General features: G+C 43.2%; 19 protein-coding genes and 1 tRNA gene. 11 read left to right on the top strand and 9 right to left on the bottom strand.

Features of this window, described 5'->3' with window-relative positions; genetic code table 11:
* Genes gspE through gspC form a run of 3 tightly spaced genes read right to left on the bottom strand, consistent with a single transcriptional unit; the run spans position 1 to position 4477 of the window.
* Positions 1 to 1500 carry a type II secretion system ATPase GspE gene (gene gspE, locus HGG78_RS13555; protein WP_172533214.1) on the bottom strand — a complete coding sequence of 500 codons (1500 nt, stop codon included), beginning with the start codon at positions 1498 to 1500 and terminating at the stop codon, positions 1 to 3.
* Positions 1497 to 3527 carry a type II secretion system secretin GspD gene (gene gspD / locus HGG78_RS13550; protein WP_172533213.1) on the bottom strand — a complete coding sequence of 677 codons (2031 nt, stop codon included), beginning with the start codon at positions 3525 to 3527 and terminating at the stop codon, positions 1497 to 1499. Before gspD ends, gspE begins: the two co-directional genes overlap by 4 nt.
* A 38-nt stretch (positions 3528 to 3565) precedes the next feature.
* Positions 3566 to 4477 carry a type II secretion system protein GspC gene (gene gspC, locus HGG78_RS13545; RefSeq protein ID WP_373682300.1) on the bottom strand — a complete coding sequence of 304 codons (912 nt, stop codon included), beginning with the start codon at positions 4475 to 4477 and terminating at the stop codon, positions 3566 to 3568.
* A gap of 240 nt (positions 4478 to 4717) precedes the next feature.
* On the opposite strand from gspC, the gene hslR reads away from it, so the two are divergent.
* From hslR to HGG78_RS13525, 4 genes are all read left to right on the top strand, one after another.
* Complete coding sequence (gene hslR / locus HGG78_RS13540) at positions 4718 to 5104, top strand: ribosome-associated heat shock protein Hsp15 (protein WP_053312243.1); 387 nt, start codon at positions 4718 to 4720, stop codon at positions 5102 to 5104.
* Between the two features lie 31 nt (positions 5105 to 5135).
* Positions 5136 to 6011 (top strand): Hsp33 family molecular chaperone HslO, encoded by an 876-nt coding sequence (gene hslO, locus HGG78_RS13535; protein ID WP_053312244.1) that lies wholly within the window; start codon positions 5136 to 5138, stop codon positions 6009 to 6011.
* Positions 6012 to 6354: 343 nt separating this feature from the next.
* Positions 6355 to 7983 carry a phosphoenolpyruvate carboxykinase (ATP) gene (gene pckA, locus HGG78_RS13530; protein ID WP_172533211.1) on the top strand — a complete coding sequence of 543 codons (1629 nt, stop codon included), beginning with the start codon at positions 6355 to 6357 and terminating at the stop codon, positions 7981 to 7983.
* A gap of 106 nt (positions 7984 to 8089) precedes the next feature.
* Positions 8090 to 10009, top strand: coding sequence for an AsmA family protein (locus HGG78_RS13525; protein WP_172533210.1), 1920 nt, complete (start codon positions 8090 to 8092; stop codon positions 10007 to 10009).
* On the opposite strand, the gene HGG78_RS13520 is transcribed toward HGG78_RS13525, so the two are convergent.
* From HGG78_RS13520 to HGG78_RS13510, 3 genes are all read right to left on the bottom strand, one after another.
* Positions 9973 to 10902: a bifunctional GNAT family N-acetyltransferase/hotdog fold thioesterase gene (locus tag HGG78_RS13520; protein ID WP_053312247.1), complete on the bottom strand. Its 930-nt coding sequence runs from the start codon at positions 10900 to 10902 to the stop codon at positions 9973 to 9975. The two genes, HGG78_RS13525 and HGG78_RS13520, sit on opposite strands and share 37 nt — an antisense overlap.
* A 199-nt stretch (positions 10903 to 11101) precedes the next feature.
* Positions 11102 to 11536, bottom strand: coding sequence for a D-aminoacyl-tRNA deacylase (gene dtd / locus HGG78_RS13515; RefSeq protein WP_172533209.1), 435 nt, complete (start codon positions 11534 to 11536; stop codon positions 11102 to 11104).
* Positions 11508 to 12449 (bottom strand): virulence factor BrkB family protein, encoded by a 942-nt coding sequence (locus HGG78_RS13510; protein WP_255091356.1) that lies wholly within the window; start codon positions 12447 to 12449, stop codon positions 11508 to 11510. Before HGG78_RS13510 ends, dtd begins: the two co-directional genes overlap by 29 nt.
* A gap of 92 nt (positions 12450 to 12541) precedes the next feature.
* Between HGG78_RS13510 and HGG78_RS13505 the strand changes: the two genes are divergently transcribed.
* Positions 12542 to 13183 (top strand): DUF2959 domain-containing protein, encoded by a 642-nt coding sequence (locus tag HGG78_RS13505; protein ID WP_168523692.1) that lies wholly within the window; start codon positions 12542 to 12544, stop codon positions 13181 to 13183.
* Positions 13184 to 13351: 168 nt separating this feature from the next.
* Here HGG78_RS13505 and HGG78_RS13500 read toward each other — a convergent pair whose 3' ends face one another.
* Positions 13352 to 13885, bottom strand: coding sequence for an AAA family ATPase (locus HGG78_RS13500; protein WP_172533207.1), 534 nt, complete (start codon positions 13883 to 13885; stop codon positions 13352 to 13354).
* Between the two features lie 99 nt (positions 13886 to 13984).
* Positions 13985 to 15808 (bottom strand): translational GTPase TypA, encoded by a 1824-nt coding sequence (typA, locus tag HGG78_RS13495; RefSeq protein ID WP_053312261.1) that lies wholly within the window; start codon positions 15806 to 15808, stop codon positions 13985 to 13987.
* A 498-nt stretch (positions 15809 to 16306) separates the two neighbouring features.
* On the opposite strand from typA, the gene glnA reads away from it, so the two are divergent.
* The 6 genes from glnA to add all read left to right on the top strand — a co-directional run bounded on the left by glnA (position 16307) and on the right by add (position 24817).
* Positions 16307 to 17716, top strand: a complete 1410-nt coding sequence (glnA, locus tag HGG78_RS13490) for a glutamate--ammonia ligase (protein ID WP_053312251.1) — start codon at positions 16307 to 16309, stop codon at positions 17714 to 17716.
* A gap of 178 nt (positions 17717 to 17894) precedes the next feature.
* A complete protein-coding gene (locus HGG78_RS13485; RefSeq protein ID WP_172533206.1) occupies positions 17895 to 18461 on the top strand; it encodes a DUF4124 domain-containing protein in 567 nt (188 codons plus the stop codon).
* Between the two features lie 131 nt (positions 18462 to 18592).
* On the top strand, positions 18593 to 19648 hold the full coding sequence (glnL, locus tag HGG78_RS13480) for a nitrogen regulation protein NR(II) (protein WP_053312253.1): 1056 nt from the start codon (positions 18593 to 18595) through the stop codon (positions 19646 to 19648).
* Between the two features lie 30 nt (positions 19649 to 19678).
* Positions 19679 to 21082, top strand: coding sequence for a nitrogen regulation protein NR(I) (glnG, locus tag HGG78_RS13475; RefSeq protein ID WP_053312254.1), 1404 nt, complete (start codon positions 19679 to 19681; stop codon positions 21080 to 21082).
* Positions 21083 to 21176: 94 nt separating this feature from the next.
* The gene (gene gepA, locus HGG78_RS13470) at positions 21177 to 23732 is read left to right on the top strand and encodes a phosphodiesterase GepA (protein WP_172533205.1); all 2556 of its coding nucleotides are present in this window, start codon (positions 21177 to 21179) and stop codon (positions 23730 to 23732) included.
* An 83-nt stretch (positions 23733 to 23815) separates the two neighbouring features.
* Positions 23816 to 24817 (top strand): adenosine deaminase, encoded by a 1002-nt coding sequence (gene add / locus HGG78_RS13465; RefSeq protein WP_172533204.1) that lies wholly within the window; start codon positions 23816 to 23818, stop codon positions 24815 to 24817.
* Between the two features lie 184 nt (positions 24818 to 25001).
* On the opposite strand, the gene HGG78_RS13460 is transcribed toward add, so the two are convergent.
* Positions 25002 to 25078: transfer RNA gene (locus tag HGG78_RS13460), tRNA-Asp, on the bottom strand.
* Positions 25079 to 25102: the final 24 nt, after the last annotated feature.

The raw sequence follows: 25102 nt of genomic DNA, 5'->3' as shown, positions 1-25102 counted from the left end.
TTACGCTTCCTTGGTCACTCGCATCACTTCTTCTAATGAAGTAATGCCTTGAAGCACTTTATCTAACCCATCATCACGGATACTTGGCGTTCGTTCACGAACTAATTTTTCGATGGATTGCTCACCCGCTTCACTGTGAATCAACTCTTGCACTTTATCGTCAATTAACAGTAATTCATGGATCCCAGTTCGGCCGCGATAGCCTTTTTGGTTACATTTTTCACAACCTTTGGCACGATATAATGTCAGTTCTTGATCCGGTTGCAGATTAAACAATTTCTTTTGCTCTTTGTCGGCTGGATAAGCTTCTTTACAATCTGAACACAAGGTGCGCACCAAACGCTGCGCTAACACACCTAGCAACGACGACGAAATAAGAAATGGCTCGATCCCCATATCGCGCATACGGGTAATCGCACCAATCGCGGTATTGGTGTGCAAGGTCGACATCACTAAGTGACCAGTTAAAGAGGCTTGAACGGCAATTTGCGCAGTCTCTAAATCACGAATTTCACCGATCATTACCACATCCGGGTCTTGACGCAAAATGGCACGTAATCCACGTGCAAACGTCATATCCACTTTAGGGTTAACCTGCGTTTGACCAATACCGTCAATATCAAATTCGATTGGATCTTCAACGGTCAAAATGTTGCGTTCGTTGCTGTTTAGCTCTTGCAACCCAGCATACAAGGTGGTCGATTTACCCGAGCCTGTTGGGCCGGTGACCAAGATAATGCCATGCGGCCTTTTGATTAATTGGCGGAAGTTTTCATGGTTTGCCGCTGTCATACCTAAGCTGTGTAAATCAAGGCGAGTGGCATTTTTGTCCAATAGACGCATTACCACACGCTCTCCATGCGAAGATGGCATGGTAGAGACACGAACATCAACCGCACGGCCACCAATACGTAATGAAATACGACCATCTTGTGGGACGCGTTTTTCGGCGATATCAAGCTTGGCCATAACCTTCACGCGAGACACGAGCAAGGGGGCAAGTTTACGGCTCGGTGATAACACCTCGCGCAACACACCATCAACACGAAAACGAATCGAAAGGACTTTTTCAAAGGTTTCGATATGAATATCGGAAGCCCCTTCTTTGATCGCCTCACCCAGCATCGCGTTAATCAATTTAATGATTGGCGCATCATCTTCCGACTCGAGCAAATCTTCACTTTGTGGCAATTCTTCAGCCAGTGAGAAAAAGTCGTCGTTATCGGCACCAATATCTTCCATCAATTGCCGTGCTTCTGAAGAGTCACGCTGATACGCATCGGTCAACTTACTTTCAAACTCACTTGCGGTCATTTCAACTAAATTTAAAGGTTGTTTAACCACACGTTTGACCTCCACCAGCGATTCTATCGCCAGTGGTGCAACGTAAAACAAAGTCGGTATCGCGTTCTCTTCCGCTTGCTCTAACACCAATTTAAAGCGATTGGCGAAACTAAACGGTAAACGACGGTACTGAAGTTGTTGCAAAACATCGGTCATTGCGACTTTTCCATTTGATCGATAAAGGCTTGTACTTCTGGTGCATGAAGGCGCTCACTACCAAATTTAGGGATAACGGGAATGTTATTATCATCCATTAACTTCAAGCCTTGGTCTAACTTGAACAACTGTTCTGCTCGAATGTAGTTGTATTTGCGCTGTGTAATACCATCTGCCGTCATACCATCACGGATAATGGTTGGCTTGATAAACACCATTAGGTTTTTCTTTTCCACTTGAGTGCGAGTCGATTTAAACAAGTAACCGAGTCCGGGAATATCACCAAGCAGTGGCACTTTCGATTCACTTTCCACTGCGCGTTCGTCAATCAAACCACCCAGAACCAGCATCTGCCCATCTTGAACAATGACTGAAGTATTAAGCTGACGTTTAGCAAAACGTACGTCAACCGCGCCATTGGCACCTAATACGTTCGACACTTCTTGTTCAATTTGCAATTGAACGGAATCACCTTCGTTAATTTGTGGTACCACTTTGAGTTTAATACCCACCTCTTTACGATCTACGGTTTGGAATGGATTATCATTGCTAGAACCCGCCGTTGAACCAGTAAGAACTGGGACTTCTTCACCAACAATAAAAGATGCTTCGCCATTATCCATCACGGTGATACTTGGTGATGACAGAATATTGGAGTTTGAATTACTCGCAACCGCACTGATTAAAGCCGTCCAATCCCCCATCACTAAGCTCATGGCAGCGCCATTGACCGAACCAAGTGCTGAAGCTAATGTTGAGTAATCGCCTTTTTCAGTCGTGTTTTCATTACGTAAAAAGTTTCCATCTGAATCGTAAACCGCTTTAGAGGTCGTGGTATCTTTTGCTTCTTCTAAACCAACCATCACCTGACCAATTGGTGCGCCTGCATTGCCATATTGAATAACAGAGCCGCTTTCCAACGACCCCCATTGAACCCCTAGGTTGATGCCATCACCTTCGGCCATTTCAACAATCAGAGCTTCAATAAGCACCTGCGCGCGACGAATATCAAGCTGGGCTATCACATCTTCCAGCGCTTTCATAATATCTTGAGGTGCCGTGACGATCAGTGAATTGGTTTGAGGGTGCGCAGAAATCATTACCTCACCGCGTTGTGCCCCTTGACCCGACTTTTGACCCGATTGCTTTTCTGCTTGTAAGTTATCAGAGACACCTTTTAGTACATCGACCAGATCTTCGGCTTTGGCGTACTTAAGGTAAATAACGCGGTTGTTACCCTTGGTTGCCATCTCAACATCTAACTGCTTGATCAAACGCTTTAAGCGTTCACGCACCTTGGGATCACCCGAGATCAAAATCGCGTTGGTACGATCATCAGCCACAAGCTTGGGTTGCAGAAATTCTGGGGTATTTTTAGCATCATTCGTTTTATTTAATGCCTCAACAATACGTACCATTTCAGCGGCGGATGCATTGTTTAGTTCAACCACTTCAATGTCTTTATCACCGGCTTGGTCAACACGTTTGATAATATCGGCCAAACGGTTAACCACAGCAGCACGACCGGTAATCAGAATAATATTGGCAGGATCGTAATGCACTACGTTACCCGCGCCCGCGTTATCAATCAATTGGCGTAACAATGGCGATAACTCACGCACCGAGACATTACGCACGGCAACCACACGCGTAATCACGCTGTCGCCATTTTCTTTCTCGTCATCACCGACCACTGGTATAGCGGATGTTTTTGCATCTTTCGCTTTAATGACTTTCAGGACGCCATTGTCCATCTCAACCACAGCAAAACCATATACTTCCAGTACATTCAAAAAGAAGCTGTAGTATTGCTCTTCAGTGAGCGTGTCATAACTACGAACGTCGACTTTGCCTCGAACTGAAGGGTCTACAATAATGGTTTTTTCGAGATTACGGCCAACGATATTGATGAATTCTTGAATGTCTGTACCCTTAAAACTGGCACTAAAATCGTTAGCAAGTACCAATGGTGACGACAGCAAACCTCCCATCAATAACCAAGTACTTTTGTTTAACCAATGCTTCACGTCTTACTCCCTAAACTCATGCTTATGCATCAGTCTTTTTAAAATTGGATATAAATGTCATGTGGTTGTCCGTCTCTTTCAACCGTTAAGTTGATTTCCGTTAACTCCGAGACTGACTGAAAAATTTTGCTCATGGCATCTGGATCCGTTAAATCCTGTCCATTTAATTGAATGGCGATATCATCGTTTTGCAAGCCGACAGACTCAAACAATTCAGGGGATTTACCCGGGCTCACTCGGTATCCAAGCACCTTATCATCTCGCTTGACTTGAGACAGGCGAACATACTTGAATATTTCTTGCGGATTGCGAGAAATTGCGATTCGAATGTCATCCAACTTCTCTTCTTCAGACGCGGGGTTATTACCTCGCGCATTAGAAGCAATAACTTTTTCAGGCACTTGCACACTTGGCCTGTGATAATCAACCCCATCTAACATCAGTGTTTCATCACGACCAGAGTTATCAATAATAACGCGATCAACCAGTACGGCTTTTAGCTTTGCTCTTGTGCCTTCAATTACTTCATTGACACCATAAGTGGCCTGACTGCCACGATTAGCAATAACCGCCAAACTTCTACTGGGTTCATTACTGGCAACGACACCAACCAACAATAAACTTAAGCTAGTTTTAGGCGCATCTTTGATTACGGTTTGCACCACCTCTGCTTTTTCCTCACTATAACGTCCAAATAAGTCACCTTGTTGTAATGAGGAAAGATCAAGCGACTGCTGAGTAGCAGTAGTCGATGAACTTGATGTCGGCACCCAAGGTGCAACATCAAAGGTATTTTGTTGTAGCAACCACACCATCTTGCCCATTATCCAAGCAGATAGGATCAGTAATAACAAAGTGAGAGCAAAACTGATTTGTTTTTGCCACTGTGGTATTTTTTGTAGCACGCCTATCTGCCATGAGCTTGATGAGGTCATATTGCTAAAATTAATTCGCCTCAAAAGATATCCTTTATTTGCAATTTTTCGTTAACCATTTTGCTTTTGTAACCAACGATATCATTTTCATATAGTTCATTGCCTTATACGAACGAACTAATATATCACATACCTCTTCAGCGTCCCTTTATCTGACATTAATTTGTCGGGTCGCTTGAAAATCTGGAACGAAAACACCATTGTAAGCCAAACATAAACACGCAAGGCTAACTCTGTTAGAGGCACTTTCCTAGTATGAGTTCTGAGACTGAACAAATAAGATTAGATAAATGGTTATGGGCTGCACGCTTTTATAAAACTCGTTCTATCGCTCGAAACATGGTCGATGGTGGTAAAGTTCACTATAATGGTCAGCGTAGTAAACCTAGCAAAATTGTCGAACTTGGCGCAACCATAACCTTGCGCCAAGGTCCAGAAGAGAAAACCGTGACCGTTGAGAAATTATCTGGGCAACGCCGCGGGGCTCCAGAAGCACAAGCCTTGTATAGTGAAACCAGCGAAAGTATCGCTAAACGTGCACACCATGCCGAGCAACGCAAACTCAATGCACATAATCCAAGCCCAGAGCGACGACCTGATAAAAAACAGCGTCGAGACATTATTAAATTTAAACATCAATAAAAGCGGGACCATGCTCCGAGGAAATAGCTAAATGGCAAATAACATTTTAAATCGCTACTTGTTTAAAGACCTTTCTGTACGTGGCGAATTGGTACAATTGGATAAAGTGTATCAAGAAATCATCTCTAGCAAGGAATACCCAGCGCCTGTACAAAAACTGTTAGGCGAATTGATGGTAGCGACTACACTACTGACTGCAACACTCAAATTTGAAGGCTCGATTACCATGCAACTGCAAGGTAATGGCCCGGTATCGCTTGCTGTTATTAACGGTGACAACGAACAAAAAGTTCGTGGCGTTGCACGCTGGGAAGGTGATATTGCTGATGATGCAGACCTACATACTTTGATGGGCAAAGGCCATCTTGTTATCACTATTGAACCAAAACAAGGCGAGCGTTACCAAGGTGTAGTCGGTCTAGAGGGCGCTAATTTAGTTGAAGTACTAGAAGGCTATTTTATCCGTTCAGAGCAGTTGAAGACCCGCCTTTGGATCCGTATCGGTGAGCACGAAGGCAAAGCCCATGCCGCTGGCATGTTGCTACAAACCATGCCTGATGGTACTGGAACACCTGATGACTTTGAACATTTAGAGCAGCTGACCAATACCGTCAAAAATGAAGAGCTGTTTACTTTACCAGCCAACGATCTACTTTATCGTCTTTATAACCAAGAAAAAGTACAACTGTTCGACCCGCAGCCAGTAGAGTTCCACTGTGGTTGTTCACGTGAACGCAGTGGTGCAGCAATCATCACTATCGGCCAAGATGAAATTAACGACATTTTAGCCACTGAAGGATCAGTTTCTTTACATTGTGATTACTGCGGCACGAATTATTCCTTTGACCAAGCAGAGATAACTGAACTCTACCGTCAAGCGACCCAGAACAGCGGTACTCTTCATTAATTTGCATGTATTATCAAGCACGTGAAATACGTCTCAGAGCCAGCATCAAGCTGGCTTTTTTTGTGATCAAAAGCCAATAAAATCAAACACCAAAGGGACAGTACGCCATACTTAATTTTCAAAAAGTATTAATCTTTTTGATCTAGCGCAAAGGTTTGCGTGCGCGATAAAATAGTTAGGCCAATATGTGACGGGACACCTAAAACCACACAACAGTCGTGGGCAATTTTTGAGCTGCGTCCCTGTTTTATCCCAGTCTCGTTGCTAGCATGGTGAGCAGATAACAATTACAAACTACAAGTATTATTACAAAATCCCTACAAAATCCTTATAAGGAGCACCTATGACCGTTATGGAACATACAAAGGCTGCACAATTAGACCTAACCCAACACGGATTAAAAAACGTAACTGAAGTTCTTCGCAACCCAAGTTATGAACAACTGTTCGAAGAAGAGACCCGCCCAGAACTCGAAGGCTATGAAAAAGGCATCGTCACTGAGCTTGGCGCGGTAGCTGTCGATACAGGTATTTTTACTGGCCGCTCACCAAAAGATAAATTCATTGTGAAAGATGACACCACCCGTGAAAATATGTGGTGGACATCAGACACGGTTAAAAACGATAACAAACCCATTACCCAAGAAGTCTGGGACGAGCTTAAAGAACTCGTCACACAACAATTGTCTGGAAAACGACTTTTTGTGATTGATGGTTACTGTGGAACTAACCCAGATACGCGTTTAAGTGTACGTGTAATTACCGAAGTTGCATGGCAAGCACACTTTGTTAAAAACATGTTCATCCGCCCAACAGAAGAAGAACTCGTTAGTTTTGAACCTGATTTCGTTGTCATGAATGGCGCAAAATGCACCAATTCAAAATGGCAAGAGCAAGGTCTGAACTCAGAAAACTTTACCGTATTCAACCTAACTGAAAAAATGCAATTGATTGGCGGCACTTGGTATGGCGGCGAGATGAAAAAAGGTATGTTCGCAATGATGAACTACTTCTTGCCTCTACAAGGTATTGCTTCTATGCACTGCTCTGCAAACATGGGTAAAGATGGTGATGTTGCTGTTTTCTTCGGCTTATCTGGCACAGGTAAAACCACCCTTTCAACTGATCCTAAACGCGCTTTGATCGGTGATGATGAACATGGTTGGGATGACGAAGGTGTGTTTAACTTCGAAGGTGGTTGCTACGCAAAAACCATCAAACTATCTAAAGAAGCTGAACCAGACATCTACAACGCGATTCGCCGTGATGCCCTATTAGAAAACGTAACAGTGCGCAATGATGGCTCTATTGATTTTGATGATGGTTCGAAAACCGAAAACACTCGTGTTTCTTACCCAATTCATCATATCGACAATATCGTTAAGCCAGTTTCAAAAGGCGGTCACGCCAATAAAGTGATCTTCCTATCGGCTGATGCATTTGGCGTGCTCCCTCCGGTATCCAAATTAACACCAGAACAAACCAAGTATCACTTCTTATCAGGTTTTACTGCTAAACTTGCAGGTACTGAGCGTGGTATTACTGAACCAACACCGACGTTCTCTGCTTGTTTTGGCGCCGCATTCTTAACGCTACATCCAACCAAGTACGCTGAAGTATTGGTAAAACGTATGGAAGCGTCAGGTGCAGAAGCTTACTTAGTTAACACTGGTTGGAATGGCAGTGGTAAACGTATTTCGATTCAAGATACACGCGGTATTATTGATGCGATCCTAGATGGTTCGATTGAAAATGCAGAGACAAAGCATATTCCAATCTTCAACTTAGAAGTACCAACATCACTTCCAGGTGTTGATACTGGTATTCTAGACCCTCGTGACACTTACGTTGACCCATTACAATGGGAAAGCAAGGCGCACGATCTAGCTTCTCGCTTTATCAATAACTTTGCGAAATACACCGATAACGCAGAAGGTCAATCTTTAGTGGCAGCAGGCCCTCAAGTCGACTAAAACTGATAAGTTTGTAACAAGCCCCTTTTAACAGGGGCTTTTTTTGTTGCCGATAAAGAGAATTTGTTTCACTCTGTCACGACAAGGGATTAAGGATAGGGAAAACATGAAAAAGGTATTGGCGTTGCTGATTGCAGTTATCGCTCTTGTGCTGACCGCGCTATTGGGCTGTTTTGCTTTGTTACATACCCAATATGCCACGCCAGTTAGCCAATTGGTTGTAGAGCGACTTTCTAAGGGCAATATCACCTTTGAATCGGTCGAGTACCAATACCCTTTACATTTTCGCTTTCATCACCTGGTAATACATCAAGATAAACAGACAATCCCTATTGCACAGGCTGATATTTGGCTTAATGCCACTCTGATCCACGATAACCAACTGGTAATTGATAGTATCTTACTTGATGGTCTTAATTTGCAGCATGATCTTCCTAACCTGCCGCGCCTTCCTTATCTCTATCTTCATCAATTAGCACTGCATAATGTCGATATCGCTCATCAAGGTTGGGTGGCACGTGGAGTTAATACGCAGATCAAGCAACCCTCTTGGTCAGATAAGCACTCATCAATTCCTTTTGGAGAGATTCAATTTTCTGCCGAACAACTCTACTGGCAAGGTGAAGCTTTAAATAATGTGCTGCTGGATATGGATTACAAGCCACATAACAGCACCGTTTATGGGCTTTCATTTACCTGGCAAGGTGCGGCTATTTCAGGACAAGCTGAACAATATCCACAAGGATGGTCTCTGGTCAACGTCACGGTTGATAAACTCAACCTAAGCGCCAACGAAAGTAAGCGACTAACTCAAATAAGCCAAGCGTATTTAACCAACCAGATCGACCATATCAACAGTCTGGATATCTTAAATAGCAATTTGACTATGGGTGATGTGAACTTACGCAATGTTGATATCTCACTAGAAAACCTCTATCCGCACGCTTCACTTTGGCAACAAGAGCAAGGCTATGTATCACTTAGAGCAGACGATGCGACTTGGTTCGGTCAGCAGTGGGTTGAACCCAGTATTAGTATCGAAACGCGCCCAGGGCAACTCATTATCAATGACTTTAATGCTGAGCTGTATCAGGGTGATATTCAGTTATCGGGGAGCATGACTCCATCGTCTCTGTCATTAAAACAGCTTAATGTTCGCGGTTTAAAATGGGTCAATGAGACGGCACATGGCTTCGATTGGTTCACTCAGTTGCTATCATCAATTGAAAACATGAGTATAGAAAAGCTAAATATCGGCAACAGCCAGGTTATACAACTTGCCAAAGCCCCTTACTGGCAACTTTCTGGTGTCAATATCGAGGGGTACGATCTGACATTAATTGACAACAAACGCTTTGGGTTATGGCAAGGAGAGTTGCAGATAACAGCAAATAGCGCCAGTTATGACAGTGTACTTGCCACGCAAAGCGTGATTGAAATGCACAGCGATCAAGGAAAGTGGAGTTTAGATCGCCTGTTTATTCCTTTAGAAAAAGGTTATATCGATGCAATAGCTAAGTGGGACTTCAACGCAATCAGCGAGCCTTGGCAAACTGAAATTCACGCTGATGGTTTTCCTCTATCTCTTATCAATAATGCTCTACCATTACCTTTTAGCATCGAAGGGGTTAGTGAATTTGAAGTGCAATTGCAAGGTCTGGCGAGTGATCACTCGACTCTAGCTCATTCCCTAACGGGTAGTTTGAAAGCAAACCTACGCGAAGCAACGTTACTGACCAGCAATGAATACGATCAAAGAACAGAGCATCCTTTTAACCTAGATGATCTGACGATTACCGCTGATCGAGGACGCATCAAAATTGAACCCACTCAACTAGCCACGCAGGATATGCAACTGAACATCATTGGTAATATTGACTTACTCGATATGAAAAATGCACAGATTAACGTTGATGTTAAGCAAACTTGCCGTGAAACTCGCTTTGAACTGATTCACGACAAGCAGCAAATGAACTATTCATGTGACCCTCAAGAGTCAGATAATTCTGCCAACAGCTCTTGGTAATTAGGGATAAGCATGTAAGTACCAACGAACTCAACTGCTGGTTTATCACCACTAGCAATCGTCACATCCACCACAATACGCGCTTTGCGTCCGCTGGCTAATCGGTCTAAATCACCACTGATCCCATCAAGTGATGTTAATGCCACCGGATTATGTACTACAGGGTGACGATAACGAATTCGACTATCAACCAAAACAATATCACCGTCTAGGTTTCTCTCTCGCATCAATAACCACGCCATCCCCCAGCCGGTAAGAGTTGCCAAGGTAAATGCCGAACCGGCAAACATGGTGTTATGCGGGTTAAGGTTGGGATTTAATTGGGCACTACATTCAAATTGGTAACCGGTATACTGAGTAACTTTAATACCCATTTTTTCACTAATGGGGATATGAGTCGCCCAACGCTCTTGTAATTCCGTACACCATTCTGGCTTGCGTAATACGTTTGCCATAGGGTCAAGCGGCTTAACCATTTGCTGATGACGCACTGGGCCACGCTCATCGGTTAACGATCCACGTCTTTCAAAGCCATTCCTTTCATAAAAGGCGATGGCATCTTCGCGCGCATTACACACCAAACGCTTCGCTCCCTCTTGGCGAGCAAGCGACTCTAATGCCACCAGCACAAGTGAACCCATGCCTTTGCTACGACGACTACTTTTGACCGCCATGTAGCGAATTTGACCTTCACAGTCAGGCGTGATGTAAAGTCGACCAATCGCAATCGGCCGTCCACGCCCATCGACGATCATGCGGTGGTGACTCATGCCATCATATTCATCTCGTTCAGAGCCAATCGGTAAATGCCATGGTTCACGCAACATTTGCCAACGAAAGTGATAATACTTATTGAGTTGGTTATCGGTAATTGGCGTAATCAGTTTAAACATATTGCTATCCCTAAATTGCCGAACCTACTAGTAAGAACGATACCCGAACAGCTTGAAGTTACAGATAGATGGCAAGCGAGTTCCCCCCATCAGCATAGATAAACTATGTGTTTGGGGTAAACAAACATAACCAACACCGCTGTAGCTTCTAGCTGGGAAAGGTATATCCAAACTGAAGAAGCGACCATTAATTCCTTTATTAAACCTGAAGCCAGAACGTTACTGGACCATCATTGATCAGTGATACTTTCATATCCGCGGCAAAGCGGCCTCGCTGAGTAGGTAAGACTTGTTCACATCGATCCGAGAAGTAATCATACAGACGTTCAGCGTCTGCCGGATGAGCACCTTTAGAAAATCCTGCTCGCGTTCCCTTTTTCGTATCAGCAGGTAATGTAAATTGAGACACCACCAATACCTGACCGTTCACTTGTTGGATGTTTAAGTTCATCTTTCCGTCTTGGTCTTCAAAAACGCGGTAGCTAGTGACTCGTTCGACTAGACGCTTTGCTTTCGCTTCATCATCGTCTTTTTCAACACCCAGTAAGACTAATAAACCTTGGTTTATTTCACCAACCACTTGACCATCAACACGAACGGCGGCTTCACTCACTCTCTGGATCAACGCTATCACTTTGACTTCCTTTCACTTCTTGATTTGAAACTGGCGATGAGTTTAGCATTTCTTTGCTGTTGCTCCAGTGCTCTTTCTCACCTAAAGCAGCTGTCACTTCAGCACCAACCAACACAATCATCCAACACAAATACACCCAGACAAACAAGATGGGAATCGCAGCTAGCGCGCCATAAATTAGTTGATACGAAGGAAATTGAGTGATGTATGCAGCAAACCCTTTCTTGCTGAATTCAAATAAAAGTGCAGCCACAATAGCGCCAATAAGCGCATGGGAAAAATGCACTTTCTTGTTGGGAACTAGTAGGTAAAGGCCGACAAATGCGCAAAATGACAAGATAAAAGGTAGCCAACGTAGTAGTAAATTATACGCTCCGGTAACGGTTTCATTATCAACGATTTTCAGAGAGGTAATGTAAGACGTAGCCGCAATACTCGCACCGACCAAAATAGGACCAAGTGTCAACACCATCCAGTACATTGAAAAAGACAGCACCATACGACGCTTCTTCTTTACTCGCCAAATGTAATTCAAATTCTTATCAATATTCGATATCAGCATTAACGCGGCGACAAATAAAAAGCCACCACCGACTGCCGTCATCTTGCCCGTATTGGCAATAAACTCGATTAATGCTTCACGCACCACATCACCCGCAGCAGGAACAAAGTGGGTAATAACGAAATCTTGAATCACAACACCAACATTGGTGAAAATAGAAAATGAGGAGAGAATGGACAGAAGAACAGTCAGCATCGGAACAATCGATAGTAACGTGATATAGGCTAAATAACCCGCATTTACGTTAACACGGTCATGGCCCATACGGTTCAGCAGATAACGTGTAAACTGGATCCCAGCTTTCACGGCTTGATCAAATTTCAACTTGTATCTCCCTATCAACTCATTCATTGTACTAGACTTATCCATAAACCGCTTACTCATACCACCAACACTTTGAGACTCCGTCGTATCAAAGTCATTCTAATCGAAAGGAAATTAAGATGCCTTATTTGCTCGCCGTACTTGTCTCCATCTTCACGTTAACAGGTTGTCAATCGGCTTACTATTCCGCGATGGAACAAGTTGGCTATCACAAACGAGATATTATGGTTGATCGCGTTGAAGACGCTAAAACCTCACAACAAGATGCTCAGCAAGAATTTACTAGCGCTCTAGAGGCATTATCTGTACTGACCAATTTCAACGGCGGTGAGCTTGAAGAAGTTTATAACCAGATCAACGATAAATACCAGGATAGTGAACAAGCCGCACAAGAGGTTAGTAATCGTATTGCTGCCATTGAAGATGTATCTGATGCCCTATTTGATGAATGGCAATCTGAGCTAGAACTTTATACCAGCAGCAAACTGAAACGAGCAAGCCAACAAAAGCTGAAAGAAACAAAAGCGTCTTATCAAACCATGCTGTCAGCCATGAAGCGCGCCGAACAGAAAATGACACCAGTACTTAATACGCTCAGAGACAATACGTTGTATTTAAAACACAACTTGAATGCGAGTGCGATAGGTTCTATGCAAAGTGAATTCATCAGTTTAGAGCAAGATATCAGCTATGCGATCAAACAAATGAACACTGCGATTGCTGAGTCTGATAAGTTTTTAACCAAGCTCAACGCTAAATAAAAGACACTTACGCCGACTGAATCTCATACCAATCACAGTAAATAAGTGATCAGAAATAGCTTAGAAAAAAATGCTTGATAACAAGGCGGAATTTATCGAACAGTAGTTATTCTACCATCAAAAATTCTAACGCCGTTATCGAGTGTTTTAACCAGCGAGAATGACCAGCTATTCACTACGATTGGTATTAGCTTCGATAAAGTCGGCTCGCTCTATCACGCTTCCCCAAGGCACTTCAATCACCTCAAATCCAAGCGTTTGGTAAGTTTCTTGTAGCTGATGATGAATCTCTAACGCTTCTAAAAATGAATGAGGACGCACGGCATCCTGAACGTAAATTGACGCTTCAGGACGGCAGAAAAAAGCATATCGATGATAACCTTGGCTCTCTTGAATATATTCATCAGGCACTGCCAAACCACCTTGCTTTAGATAGGCGCAAATATCAGGAATCGCTCTATCCAAAAAACACTGCTTTCCACTTTGTTGCGCTTGCAGCTTCTGTTCACTCATCAATTGTAAGCATAACTGCGCAAAAGCCGCTAAGTCAGTCCACGGTAATATGCCATCTTTATGCTGGCTTTGCTGCTCAATCAGCGTACGAGAACCTTCAGCAAAGGTGAGATATCCTCGGTGTTTTAATTGTTCAATGATTGTGGTTTTTCCAGCTCCAGGACCACCAGAAATAATAATCGGTTTCATCTTCTTCCTTTAAATAAAAACGACAGATACAAAAAAGGGCGAGAAGTTATTTCTCACCCTTTCATATTACTCTACGAAGCGCAGTTTTAGCTCTTAAGCTTAGCCACGACTTGCACGTTTACGATCGTTTTCAGTCAGGTGACGCTTACGAATACGAATGCTTTCTGGCGTTACTTCTACTAGTTCATCATCATCAATGAACTCTAGAGCTTGCTCAAGCGTGTACTTGATTGCCGGAGAAAGCACTTGCGCTTCATCAGTACCAGAAGCACGAACGTTAGTTAGCTGTTTACCTTTCAGACAGTTAACTGTTAAGTCGTTAGAACGGTTATGAATACCGATAACTTGACCTTCGTAAACTTCATCTGCGTGCTCAGTAAATAGACGACCACGCTCTTGTAGGTTAAACAGTGCGTAAGTCAATGCTTTACCGGTCGCATTAGAGATAAGCACACCATTGTTACGTTGACCAATGTTACCGCCTTTGTGTGGACCGTAGTGATCAAATGTATGGTAAAGCAAACCAGAACCTGAAGTCAGCGTCATGAATTCCGTTTGGAAACCAATCAAACCACGAGATGGCATCACGAAGTCTAGACGTACGCGACCTTTACCATCTGGAGACATATCTTTCAGTTCACCTTTACGTAAACCAATTTTCTCCATAATGCCGCCTTGGTGCTCTTCCATTACGTCAATGGTTACCGTTTCAAACGGTTCCATTTTCTGACCATCTTCTTCTTTGATGATAACTTCAGGACGAGATACCGCTAACTCAAAACCTTCACGACGCATGTTTTCGATCAGAATCGAAAGGTGAAGTTCACCACGACCTGATACACGGAAACGGTCTGGGTTGTCAGTTTCTTCAACACGTAGTGCAACGTTGTGTACCAATTCTTTTTGCAGACGCTCAAGAATGTTACGTGAAGTCACGAACTTACCTTCTTTACCTGCAAAAGGAGAAGTGTTTACTTGGAAAGTCATGGTTACTGTTGGTTCATCAACAGAAAGTGGAACCATAGCTTCTACATTGTTTTGGTCACAGATAGTGTCCGAGATTTTAAGCTCGCCCAAACCCGTTACAGCGATAATGTCACCAGCATTAGCTTTTTCAACTTCATGACGCTCAAGGCCAAGATAGCCTAAAACCGTACCCACTTTACCGTTACGTTTTTTGCCGTCTGCACCAATAATGGTCACTTGTTGGTTTGCTTTAACAGAACCACGAGTTACACGACAAACACCGATAACACCAACATAAGAGCTGTAATCAAGCTGAGACACTTGCATTTGCAGTGGACCATCAAGGTCTACGTTTGGTGCTTCTACTGTGTCAACAACCGCTTGGAACAGTGGTTCCATGTTTTCGCCAGTCTCACCTTCTTCTAGCGTAGCCCAACCGTTTAGTGCTGAAGCGTAAACGACTTTAAAGTCTAGCTGTTCATCAGTTGCACCTAGGTTATCGAATAGGTCAAATACTTGATCCATAACCCAATCAGGACGAGCACCTGGACGGTCGATTTTGTTGATAACAACAATTGGCTTCAAGCCATGTGCGAATGCTTTTTGTGTTACGAAACGCGTTTGTGGCATTGGGCCATCAACAGCGTCAACGATAAGCAAAACAGAGTCAACCATAGACATGATACGTTCAACTTCACCACCGAAGTCTGCGTGTCCAGGGGTGTCTACGATGTTGATGCGGTAATCGTTCCAGTTGATTGCTGTGTTTTTCGCAAGAATAGTAATACCGCGCTCTTTCTCGATATCGTTCGAGTCCATGACCCGCTCTTCCGTTTCACCGCGAGACTCTAACGTACCTGACTGCTGCAGGAGTTTATCAACCAAGGTTGTTTTACCGTGGTCGACGTGTGCGATGATCGCGATATTTCTTAATTTATCAATCTGTGGAGTAGCCATGGATTTTGCTTCACTTATTAAAGGAGTAACTCGCTTCGGGACATTGCCGCAACGAGCATAGAACTTGATTTTAAAAACGGTCAATAATGTACCAGATTTTGGCGAAAAACCTAGAAATATGTGATCTATCACGCTGATTTTCGCTCCCTACCAGTTTAGCCCTTAACTTGATTTGAAACAAATTGCATCAAAAGGAACAAAATCCTCATTGACAATATGTTTAAATCTAGGCTGAATAGTCCAAGTTTGTTTGATAATGGTGCAGCGAAAACAACCAAGCACCAATATAGTGCAGAGAAAGATCATTATGGTGCAATCATCTGTTAAAACTAGGCACTAAATTAAGCAACCAATTGAAATTAATGGACTAATTTTTTTGGCACGAATTTGGCTTTAACGGAAACAGCATCGATTAATAAGTTTGAAATGAAATTAATCAATGCTAGTTTCAATCGATTCGGGCTATTACCGCTTTAATAACACTGGAGGTTATCCAAGATGTCAGTAGAAAACGTTCTATCGCTTATCCAAGAAAACGAAGTTAAGTTTATTGACCTGCGCTTTACCGATACAAAAGGTAAAGAGCAACATATCTCAATTCCTGCTCACCAAATCGACGCAGACTTCTTCGAAGAAGGTAAGATGTTCGATGGTTCATCAGTTGCTGGCTGGAAAGGCATTAATGAATCTGACATGGTAATGATGCCGGACGCATCAAGTGCAGTTCTTGATCCATTCACAGAAGATGCGACGCTAAACATCCGTTGTGACATTCTAGAGCCTGCAACAATGCAAGGTTACGACCGTGACCCACGCTCTATCGCTAAACGCGCTGAAGACTACATGCGCTCTACAGGCATAGCAGACACCGTTCTTGTTGGCCCAGAACCTGAATTCTTCCTATTCGATGACGTGAAATACAGCAACGACATGTCTGGTGCATCATTTAAAATTGATGACGTAGAAGCAGCATGGAACACTGGTGCCGACATCGAAGGTGGTAACAAAGGTCACCGTCCAGGTGTTAAAGGTGGTTACTTCCCAGTAGCGCCAGTTGACTCATCGCAAGACATTCGCTCAGCGATGTGTTTGATCATGGAAGAGATGGGCTTAGTTGTTGAAGCACACCACCATGAAGTAGCGACAGCGGGTCAAAACGAAATCGCAACTCGCTTCAACACGCTAACGACTAAAGCAGATGAAATCCAAATCTATAAGTACGTTGTTCATAACGTTGCTCACGCATTCGGTAAAACAGCGACTTTCATGCCTAAACCACTTGTTGGCGACAACGGTAGCGGTATGCACGTTCACCAATCTCTAGCAAAAGACGGTGTAAACCTATTTGCTGGTGACAAATACGGCGGTCTATCTGACCTAGCGCTTTACTACATTGGCGGTATCATCAAGCACGCGCGCGCTATCAACGCATTTGCTAACCCGTCAACGAACTCGTACAAGCGTCTTGTTCCAGGGTTTGAAGCGCCAGTTATGCTCGCTTACTCAGCTCGTAACCGCTCTGCTTCTATCCGTATCCCTGTGGTACCAAGCCCGAAAGCACGTCGTATCGAAGCTCGCTTCCCAGATCCAGCAGCAAACCCATACCTAGCGTTTGCCGCACTTCTTATGGCTGGTCTTGATGGTATCAAGAACAAGATCCACCCAGGTGAAGCAATGGATAAAGATTTGTATGACCTACCTGCGGAAGAAGCAGCTGAGATTCCAAAAGTAGCAGAATCACTAGAAGTGGCTCTGAAAGCACTGGACGAAGACCGTGAGTTCTTAACCGCTGGCGGCGTATTCTCTGATGATTTCATCGACTCTTACATCACGCTAAAATCAAAAGATGTAGAACGTGTGAATATGGCTGTTCACCCACTAGAATTTGAATTGTACTACTCTGTATAGTTCTTATCCCAAGTGTAAAATGTAACTCTGGTTACTGATTTATTAGGCTCGCCTCGCAGGCGGGCCTTTTTAATATTAGGAGAAAAGCAAGCACACGCTAGCATTAGTGTTATAGCGATAACGGCCATATACGCCGCTATTCACCTAATGTGAAAACATCTTTTTGAAGGAAGAGATCGTGAACCTAATTCGTAGCATCATCATTACGCTCAGCGTGTTTATTGCAGCACTTAGCAACGCTCAAAATGTGTACACATGGGTAGATGGCGATAACATTCGCCACTTTAGTGATGAGCCCATAAGTGATGATGCTCAACTAAACTACCGAGCTGAAGAAATAGTCATTGCCGACGCTCATGTTGTAGCCACAACTCCTACTTTTGAAGCACTCGAACCTGCCGAGCAACCTCAGCTCAACAACACCATGCAAGATAAATACTCACCAGTTTTAGCGCCACTTACCATAACCATTATTTCACCAAACAATAATGAAAATATTCATAACAGCGCTGGGCAAATTACGATTCAAGTTGAGCTGAATCGCCGTTTAAGTGCCGTAGAACAATTACAACTACTACTTAATGAAAAGCCCTATAGCACGCCAACAAATCAAACTCGTTGGGTGCTAAAAAACATTGACCGAGGCAGTCATCGCTTTTTAATTCAATCAGTTGTAAACGGCAAGGTTATTGCATCTTCATCGATTGTGACGGTGCATTTACATCGAGCAACTGTGAAACAATGACCTTCTCACCAAGACGCTTGATATAACAATAGGTTTCACTTTTTCTTCTGATACCAATGCGCCATACTTAGCCATATAATGCACCAAGTTTGTGCGGTGCACTATTTTGGAACACGAACAAGGATGAAAACGTGAATTACGAGCTAAGCCAAACCATTTTAAACAATGTGGTCACCGCGACATTGATGCTAGATGAATCACTTTCGGTCCGTTACGCCAACCCTGCAGCAGAACAATTATTTTCCCAAAGTGCCAAACGTATCATCAACCAACCTTTGTCGAAATTAATCCAGCATGCTTCGTTAGATTTAGCGTTGCTATCTCAACCTTTGCAAAGTGGTCAAAGTATTACTGACAGTGATGTTACGTTTGTCGTTGATGGTAAACCGCTGATGCTTGAAGTCACTGTAAGTCCAATCTCTTGGCAACGTGAATTGATGCTATTGGTCGAAATGCGAAAAGTGGGGCAACAACGTCGCCTAACCCAAGAGCTCAACCAACACGCACAACAACAAGCTGCAAAGTTACTGGTGAGAGGCTTAGCACATGAAATTAAAAACCCATTAGGTGGACTGCGTGGTGCGGCTCAACTGCTAGAAAGAATGCTTCCTGACCAGAGTTTAACTGAATACACCCAAATCATTATTGAGCAAGCAGACCGCTTACGTGCGCTGGTGGATCGTTTGCTTGGCCCACAAAGGCCTGGCAAAAAGCAGTCTGAAAACTTACATGTCATCTTGGAAAAAGTTCGACAGCTAGTCGAGCTAGAAGCTAGCACCAATTTAGTAATAGAGCGAGATTATGACCCAAGCCTGCCGGATATTTTGATGGATACCGATCAAATCGAACAGGCTTTGCTTAATATCGTTAGCAATGCAGCTCAAATATTAACATCCCAGCCACATGGAAAAATAACGTTGCGCACCAGAACGGTGCACCAAGCTAATATTCATGGCCAGCGACATAAATTGGTCGCACGTATCGAGATCACCGATAACGGACCAGGTATTCCATTGGAATTGCAAGACACGCTCTTCTACCCAATGGTCAGCGGGCGAGAAGGCGGGACAGGCTTAGGTCTCTCAATCTCACAAAATCTCATTGACCAACATAATGGAAAAATTGATGTAGAAAGCTGGCCAGGTAGAACAACATTTACAATATATTTACCCATTTCACCACTGTGAGATTCGGTTTGCTGTTAAGGAATAAAAATTATGAGTAAAGGATACGTTTGGGTTGTCGATGACGATAGTTCAATCCGTTGGGTAATGGAAAAAACACTTTCATCTGCCAATATAAAATGTGAAACCTTCTCGGATGCAGAAAGTGTATTGATGGCACTAGAAAGAGAAACGCCAGATGTACTCATTTCAGATATACGAATGCCAGGCATTGACGGTATCGAACTGCTCAATCAAGTTCACTCTCGCTCTCCGGAATTGCCCGTTATTATTATGACCGCGCATTCTGACCTAGACGCAGCCGTTAATGCTTATCAAAAAGGCGCTTTTGAATATCTGCCTAAACCATTCGATGTAGATGAAACACTTACCTTAGTTGAACGAGCGATCGCTCACGGTCAAGAGCAACGTAAAGAGCAATCAGCCCAGCAAGCTGGCATTGATGACACGCCAGAAATAATCGGTGAAGCACCATCAATGCAAGAGGTGTTTCGTGCGATTGGTCGTTTATCTCGCTCGTCTATTTCAGTGCTCATTAATGGTGAGTCAGGTACCGGCAAAGAGTTAGTCGCGCATGCACTTCATCGCCATAGTCCTCGTTCACAAAAACCGTTTATAGCCCTGAATATGGCCGCAATCCCCAAAGACCTTATTGAATCGGAGCTATTTGGCCATGAGAAAGGAGCATTCACTGGTGCGAATAGCGTCCGCCAAGGCCGCTTCGAGCAAGCCAATGGTGGAACGTTATTTCTAGATGAAATCGGTGATATGCCACTCGATATTCAGACCCGTTTATTACGCGTCCTCGCCGACGGTCAGTTTTATCGGGTTGGAGGACATTCAGCGATCAAAGTTGACGTACGCATTGTCGCTGCAACTCACCAAAATTTAGAAAAGCTCGTTCATCAAGGCAAATTCCGCGAAGATTTATTTCACCGCCTCAATGTGATTCGAATTCATATCCCAGCACTACGTGAACGACGTCAAGATATTGAAAAGCTGACAAAACATTTCCTAGCCCTAGCAGCGAAAGAGCTAGGTGTAGAGATGAAGACCTTACACCCCAAAAGTGTCGAGATTTTAAATCGATTAGAATGGCCAGGTAACGTGCGTCAACTTGAAAATATTTGTCGATGGCTAACCGTGATGGCAAGTGGCAGTGAGGTTCTGCCCAGTGATCTTCCTTCCGAGTTATTATCAGAAAAGAAAAATAACGAGTTTGATAATGATATAAGTTGGCAGCAACAACTTGCAAGTTGGGCTAAGTCATCCTTAGCTTCAGGAGAAACTGAACTACTTTCTTACGCACTCCCTGAATTTGAACGTATACTTTTAGAAGCAGCACTCCATCATACCAATGGGCATAAACAAGATGCCGCAAAGGTGCTAGGATGGGGACGCAACACGCTGACAAGGAAGTTAAAAGAACTTTACTAATAACTTAAGCTGGTGATTAGCTTGTAATCAGCAAGCTAAATCCCCCTCTTCCTTCGCGTGTTTTCTCAATTTTTTATGGAAGAAAAGACACGACATGCCATTTATCAACCAAATTACGCTGAGAACAGCCGTTGTTCTCCCGTTTGTTATGATCTTCCTGCTCACCATTGGTGTGATCATTGGCGTTCAAAAATATCACTATGAAGGTGTCGTGGATGACCTTAGTAGCAAACAACTTATTTCTTTAACAAATAACGTTGAGCAACATCTACTCAACTTTCTCGACAAACCGTTTCAAGCGAGTCTTGCTATCAGTCATAGCATTGGCTTCAACCACCTCTATACCCCAGGCAACACAAGTAAAATTGAACAATATCTGCTAACCAGTTTCGATAGTCTTTACAAGACAATCGAGCAGCTTGATGTCATCAGTTTCGGTGGAGAGCAAGCCGAGTTTGTTGGCTTTAGAAAAGAAAATGATCATGAATACTCACTCATGCTGCAAGATGAAAGAACGCAACAGAATTTAATCATCTATAAAGGTGACACGATAAATAGAAACATCCGCTCTACCATTGTTGATTATGATCCTCGAATCCGGCCGTGGTATAGCCCTGTAGCCAAAAGTCTCACATCTGGCTGGTCTTCTATTTATGCCAATGTCGACGAACGCCAAGAAGTCACCCTCTCAGCTCTCGCTCCCGTTTTTGATAGTAGCCAATTTATCGGCGTCGTCGTTAGCGATGTAAAAATAAACACCTTCAACACCTTTCTTAATTCATTAAGAAAACAGACGCGTGCCAATGTATATATCATGGATCAGCAAAAACGGCTTGTTGCCCACTCAAACGCAAGCGCCGTTGTCTCATGGGGGACTAACTTATCCCCCCAAGGAGAACGACTATTTGCAATAGAAAATGCAAACCCTGTAATACAAGCCAGTGCTCAATATGTCGATACCCATAATACGTTGCTGCCCTCTTCATTCAGTAAGTTTGAAACCAGCGTCGATAGAATTCGTTACTTCAACCTTCTCACTCCATTTAAAGATCAATATGGTCTTCATTGGTTCATAGGGGTCTCAATATCGGAAACTGATCTATTAGGCAAACTTCCAGAAAATCAGCAAAATAGCTGGATAATCGGATGCATCGTCAGTCTGATCGGCATTGGAATTGGGCTTATTGCATTTAATCATGTAACCACACCGATTACTGCTACAGCTTCTGCAGCTAAACAACTTGCAAAAGGAGACTGGGAAAGTGCGATGCCTAAGGCAGGAAAGATTTATGAGATAAGCTTATTGGTTTATTCATTTAATGAAATGGCAAATAATTTAAAAGCCTCGTTTAAAGCACTTCGTTCTCAATTGGTCTATGACTCTCTTACTAAACTTTATAGCCGAGAGGGTTTAATAGAAAGCTGTGAGCATTTAAATAAACTCAACGGTAGCCTGCTTATCGTTGGTATAGATAAATTCAGAGACATCAATGACAGCCTGGGATATCAACAAGGCGATAAATTACTAGTGATCATTGCAGAAAGACTACGCTCTCTTTTTGCTAACAACTCATACATTGCACGTATTGGTGGCGATGAGTTTGCCATTTACATACCATCCGCAAAGCAAAGATCTGAAACCCAAAGCGCGGCAAATAACATTCTACAAATGTTTTCAGCCCCCGTTGCGATGTACAGTGAACAAGTAGTGATCAACGTATCCATTGGTGTTGTGCTCGGTGATGAGAGTGCGAATATGACACTCAGTCTACGTAACGGTAGTATCGCATTAAGCAATGCAAAACTAGAACTGACACACATCAGCTATTACTCACCAGAAATGGCTGAACAATCACGTAAACGCACGCAAATGCTGACTCAAATTAAGCTGGCAATTGAGAACCAAGAATACATCCCCTTTTATCAACCTATCGTAGAGCTTGCTACGGGTAAGATTGTAGGCGCAGAAGCTTTAGCACGCTGGGTAACATCAAGTGGTGAGATTATCCCCCCTTTAGACTTTATTCCAATTGCGGAAGAGAGTGGCTTCATCGGTTTAATTGGTGAGCAAATTTTATACAAGTCTTGTTTCGATACCATGAAAGGTATCCAGATGGGGAAATGGGATAGCACTTTCAAGATCCATGTAAATCTATCGGTAAACCAACTTTCTCAACCAGATTTTATCGAACAACTTGAGCAGACCTTAGAAAAAACAGAGCTTCCCCCAAGCAACCTGACGCTAGAGATAACTGAATCTAGAATTGTAGATAACGATCCAGTCATTCTCGAAAACATGAAGTCACTCAAACAACTTGGGATTGATATTGCCATCGATGACTTTGGTACAGGTTATAGCTCTCTCGCTTATTTGCACAAACTCCCTTTTGACTGCTTAAAAATTGATAGGGCATTTGTTTCCCAGTTAGCTCAAGAAAACACAGATAGCTCTGTTGTTGCTGCAATTATTAACATGACTCGCGGTTTTAATGTCGAAATAGTCGCAGAGGGTATTGAGACTAATGAACAAGTAGAGTTACTCAAGCAACTAGAATGCGTGCATGGACAGGGCTTTTTATTCAGCAAAGCCATTCCGTTTGCAGATTGGCCAACAGATATGGTTAACGTGAAACAAAAATCGACGAAATAGAGCGATTTTAACGGCTTTACTACTGACACTGATCATATTGATTTTTATACTAGTGCCAGATAAAAACATTCGGAAAGAAAATAATGATAACTAAAAACCTGCCGCTTACAGATTTACACCGTCACCTCGACGGTAATATTCGCACCAAAACCATCTTAGAACTTGGCCAACAATTCAATGTAAAACTTCCTGCAGACAACATTGAACAATTAACACCACACGTACAAATTGTCGAAGCCGAACCATCACTTGTTGCCTTCCTATCTAAGCTCGATTGGGGTGTCGCTGTACTTGGTGATCTTGATGCGTGCCGCCGTGTTGCTTACGAAAACGTTGAAGATGCTTTAAATGCACAAATTGATTATGCAGAATTGCGTTTCTCACCTTATTACATGGCAATGAAACATAACCTACCACTTGCAGGAGTCGTCGAAGCTGTGGTTGATGGCGTTCGAGCAGGAGTTCGAGATTTTGGTATTCAAGCTAATCTCATCGGTATTATGAGTCGAACTTTTGGTACAGAAGCGTGCCAGCAAGAATTGAATGCTATTTTAACGCAAAAAGACAACATCGTTGCAGTGGATCTCGCCGGTGATGAACTTGGTCAACCCGGAGACCGTTTTATCTCTCACTTTAAGCAAGTAAGAGATGCAGGTCTGAAAGTAACTGTACACGCTGGCGAAGCAGCAGGTGCCGAAAGTATGTGGCAAGCCATTAAAGAGCTCGGCGCAGAGCGCATTGGGCATGGCGTAAAAGCAATCCACGACCCACGACTCATGGATTATTTGGTAGAAAAGCGTATTGGTATCGAGTCATGCTTAACATCCAACTTCCAAACCAGCACAGTTGACTCACTCAGTCTTCATCCTATTAAGCAATTCCTTGAACATGGTGTACTTGCCTGTCTCAATACTGATGACCCTGCAGTTGAAGGCATTGAATTACCTTATGAATATGAAGTTGCAGCACCTCAAGCCGGTCTTTCTCAAACTCAAATTCGCCAAGCTCAAATAAACGGATTGGAGCTTGCTTTCCTTACAGAAAAAGATAAAAGTGCATTACAAGAGAAAGTAGCCAGCCGTTAATAAAGAACAAATATTTCTTTATCTAAGCCGATCATGTTATGTATCGGCTTTTTCATACTCATTTTTTAGTGCTATGCACTTCTGTCGCTGTAGCAATAAAGAGAAGAGAGGCTAGTGTAACGAGTATAGCTTAATGCCCTAAACGCAAAAAACCCCAGCATTGCTGCTGAGGTTTCTAATAAAGTGGCGGAGCGGACGGGACTCGAACCCGCGACCCCCGGCGTGACAGGCCGGTATTCTAACCAACTGAACTACCGCTCCGCTGCGTGTCTGGTTAGACAATAT

The sequence above is a fragment of the Vibrio aestuarianus genome, from assembly GCF_012395185.1.
Lineage (GTDB): Bacteria > Pseudomonadota > Gammaproteobacteria > Enterobacterales > Vibrionaceae > Vibrio > Vibrio aestuarianus.
This window is presented reverse-complemented; position numbering and strand designations above follow the sequence as displayed.

What these genes read in the sequence shown, in the direction of transcription:
- HGG78_RS13525 (WP_172533210.1), top strand. Translation starts at nt 8,090, where the DNA reads ATGAAAAAGGTATTGGCGTTGCTGATTGCAGTTATCGCTCTTGTGCTG.
- HGG78_RS13520 (WP_053312247.1), bottom strand. Translation starts at nt 10,902, where the DNA reads ATGTTTAAACTGATTACGCCAATTACCGATAACCAACTCAATAAGTAT.
- hslR (WP_053312243.1), top strand. Translation starts at nt 4,718, where the DNA reads ATGAGTTCTGAGACTGAACAAATAAGATTAGATAAATGGTTATGGGCT.
- pckA (WP_172533211.1), top strand. Translation starts at nt 6,355, where the DNA reads ATGACCGTTATGGAACATACAAAGGCTGCACAATTAGACCTAACCCAA.
- HGG78_RS13500 (WP_172533207.1), bottom strand. Translation starts at nt 13,885, where the DNA reads ATGAAACCGATTATTATTTCTGGTGGTCCTGGAGCTGGAAAAACCACA.
- hslO (WP_053312244.1), top strand. Translation starts at nt 5,136, where the DNA reads ATGGCAAATAACATTTTAAATCGCTACTTGTTTAAAGACCTTTCTGTA.
- glnA (WP_053312251.1), top strand. Translation starts at nt 16,307, where the DNA reads ATGTCAGTAGAAAACGTTCTATCGCTTATCCAAGAAAACGAAGTTAAG.
- HGG78_RS13505 (WP_168523692.1), top strand. Translation starts at nt 12,542, where the DNA reads ATGCCTTATTTGCTCGCCGTACTTGTCTCCATCTTCACGTTAACAGGT.
- glnG (WP_053312254.1), top strand. Translation starts at nt 19,679, where the DNA reads ATGAGTAAAGGATACGTTTGGGTTGTCGATGACGATAGTTCAATCCGT.
- gepA (WP_172533205.1), top strand. Translation starts at nt 21,177, where the DNA reads ATGCCATTTATCAACCAAATTACGCTGAGAACAGCCGTTGTTCTCCCG.
- HGG78_RS13510 (WP_255091356.1), bottom strand. Translation starts at nt 12,449, where the DNA reads ATGAATGAGTTGATAGGGAGATACAAGTTGAAATTTGATCAAGCCGTG.
- typA (WP_053312261.1), bottom strand. Translation starts at nt 15,808, where the DNA reads ATGGCTACTCCACAGATTGATAAATTAAGAAATATCGCGATCATCGCA.
- gspE (WP_172533214.1), bottom strand. Translation starts at nt 1,500, where the DNA reads ATGACCGATGTTTTGCAACAACTTCAGTACCGTCGTTTACCGTTTAGT.
- add (WP_172533204.1), top strand. Translation starts at nt 23,816, where the DNA reads ATGATAACTAAAAACCTGCCGCTTACAGATTTACACCGTCACCTCGAC.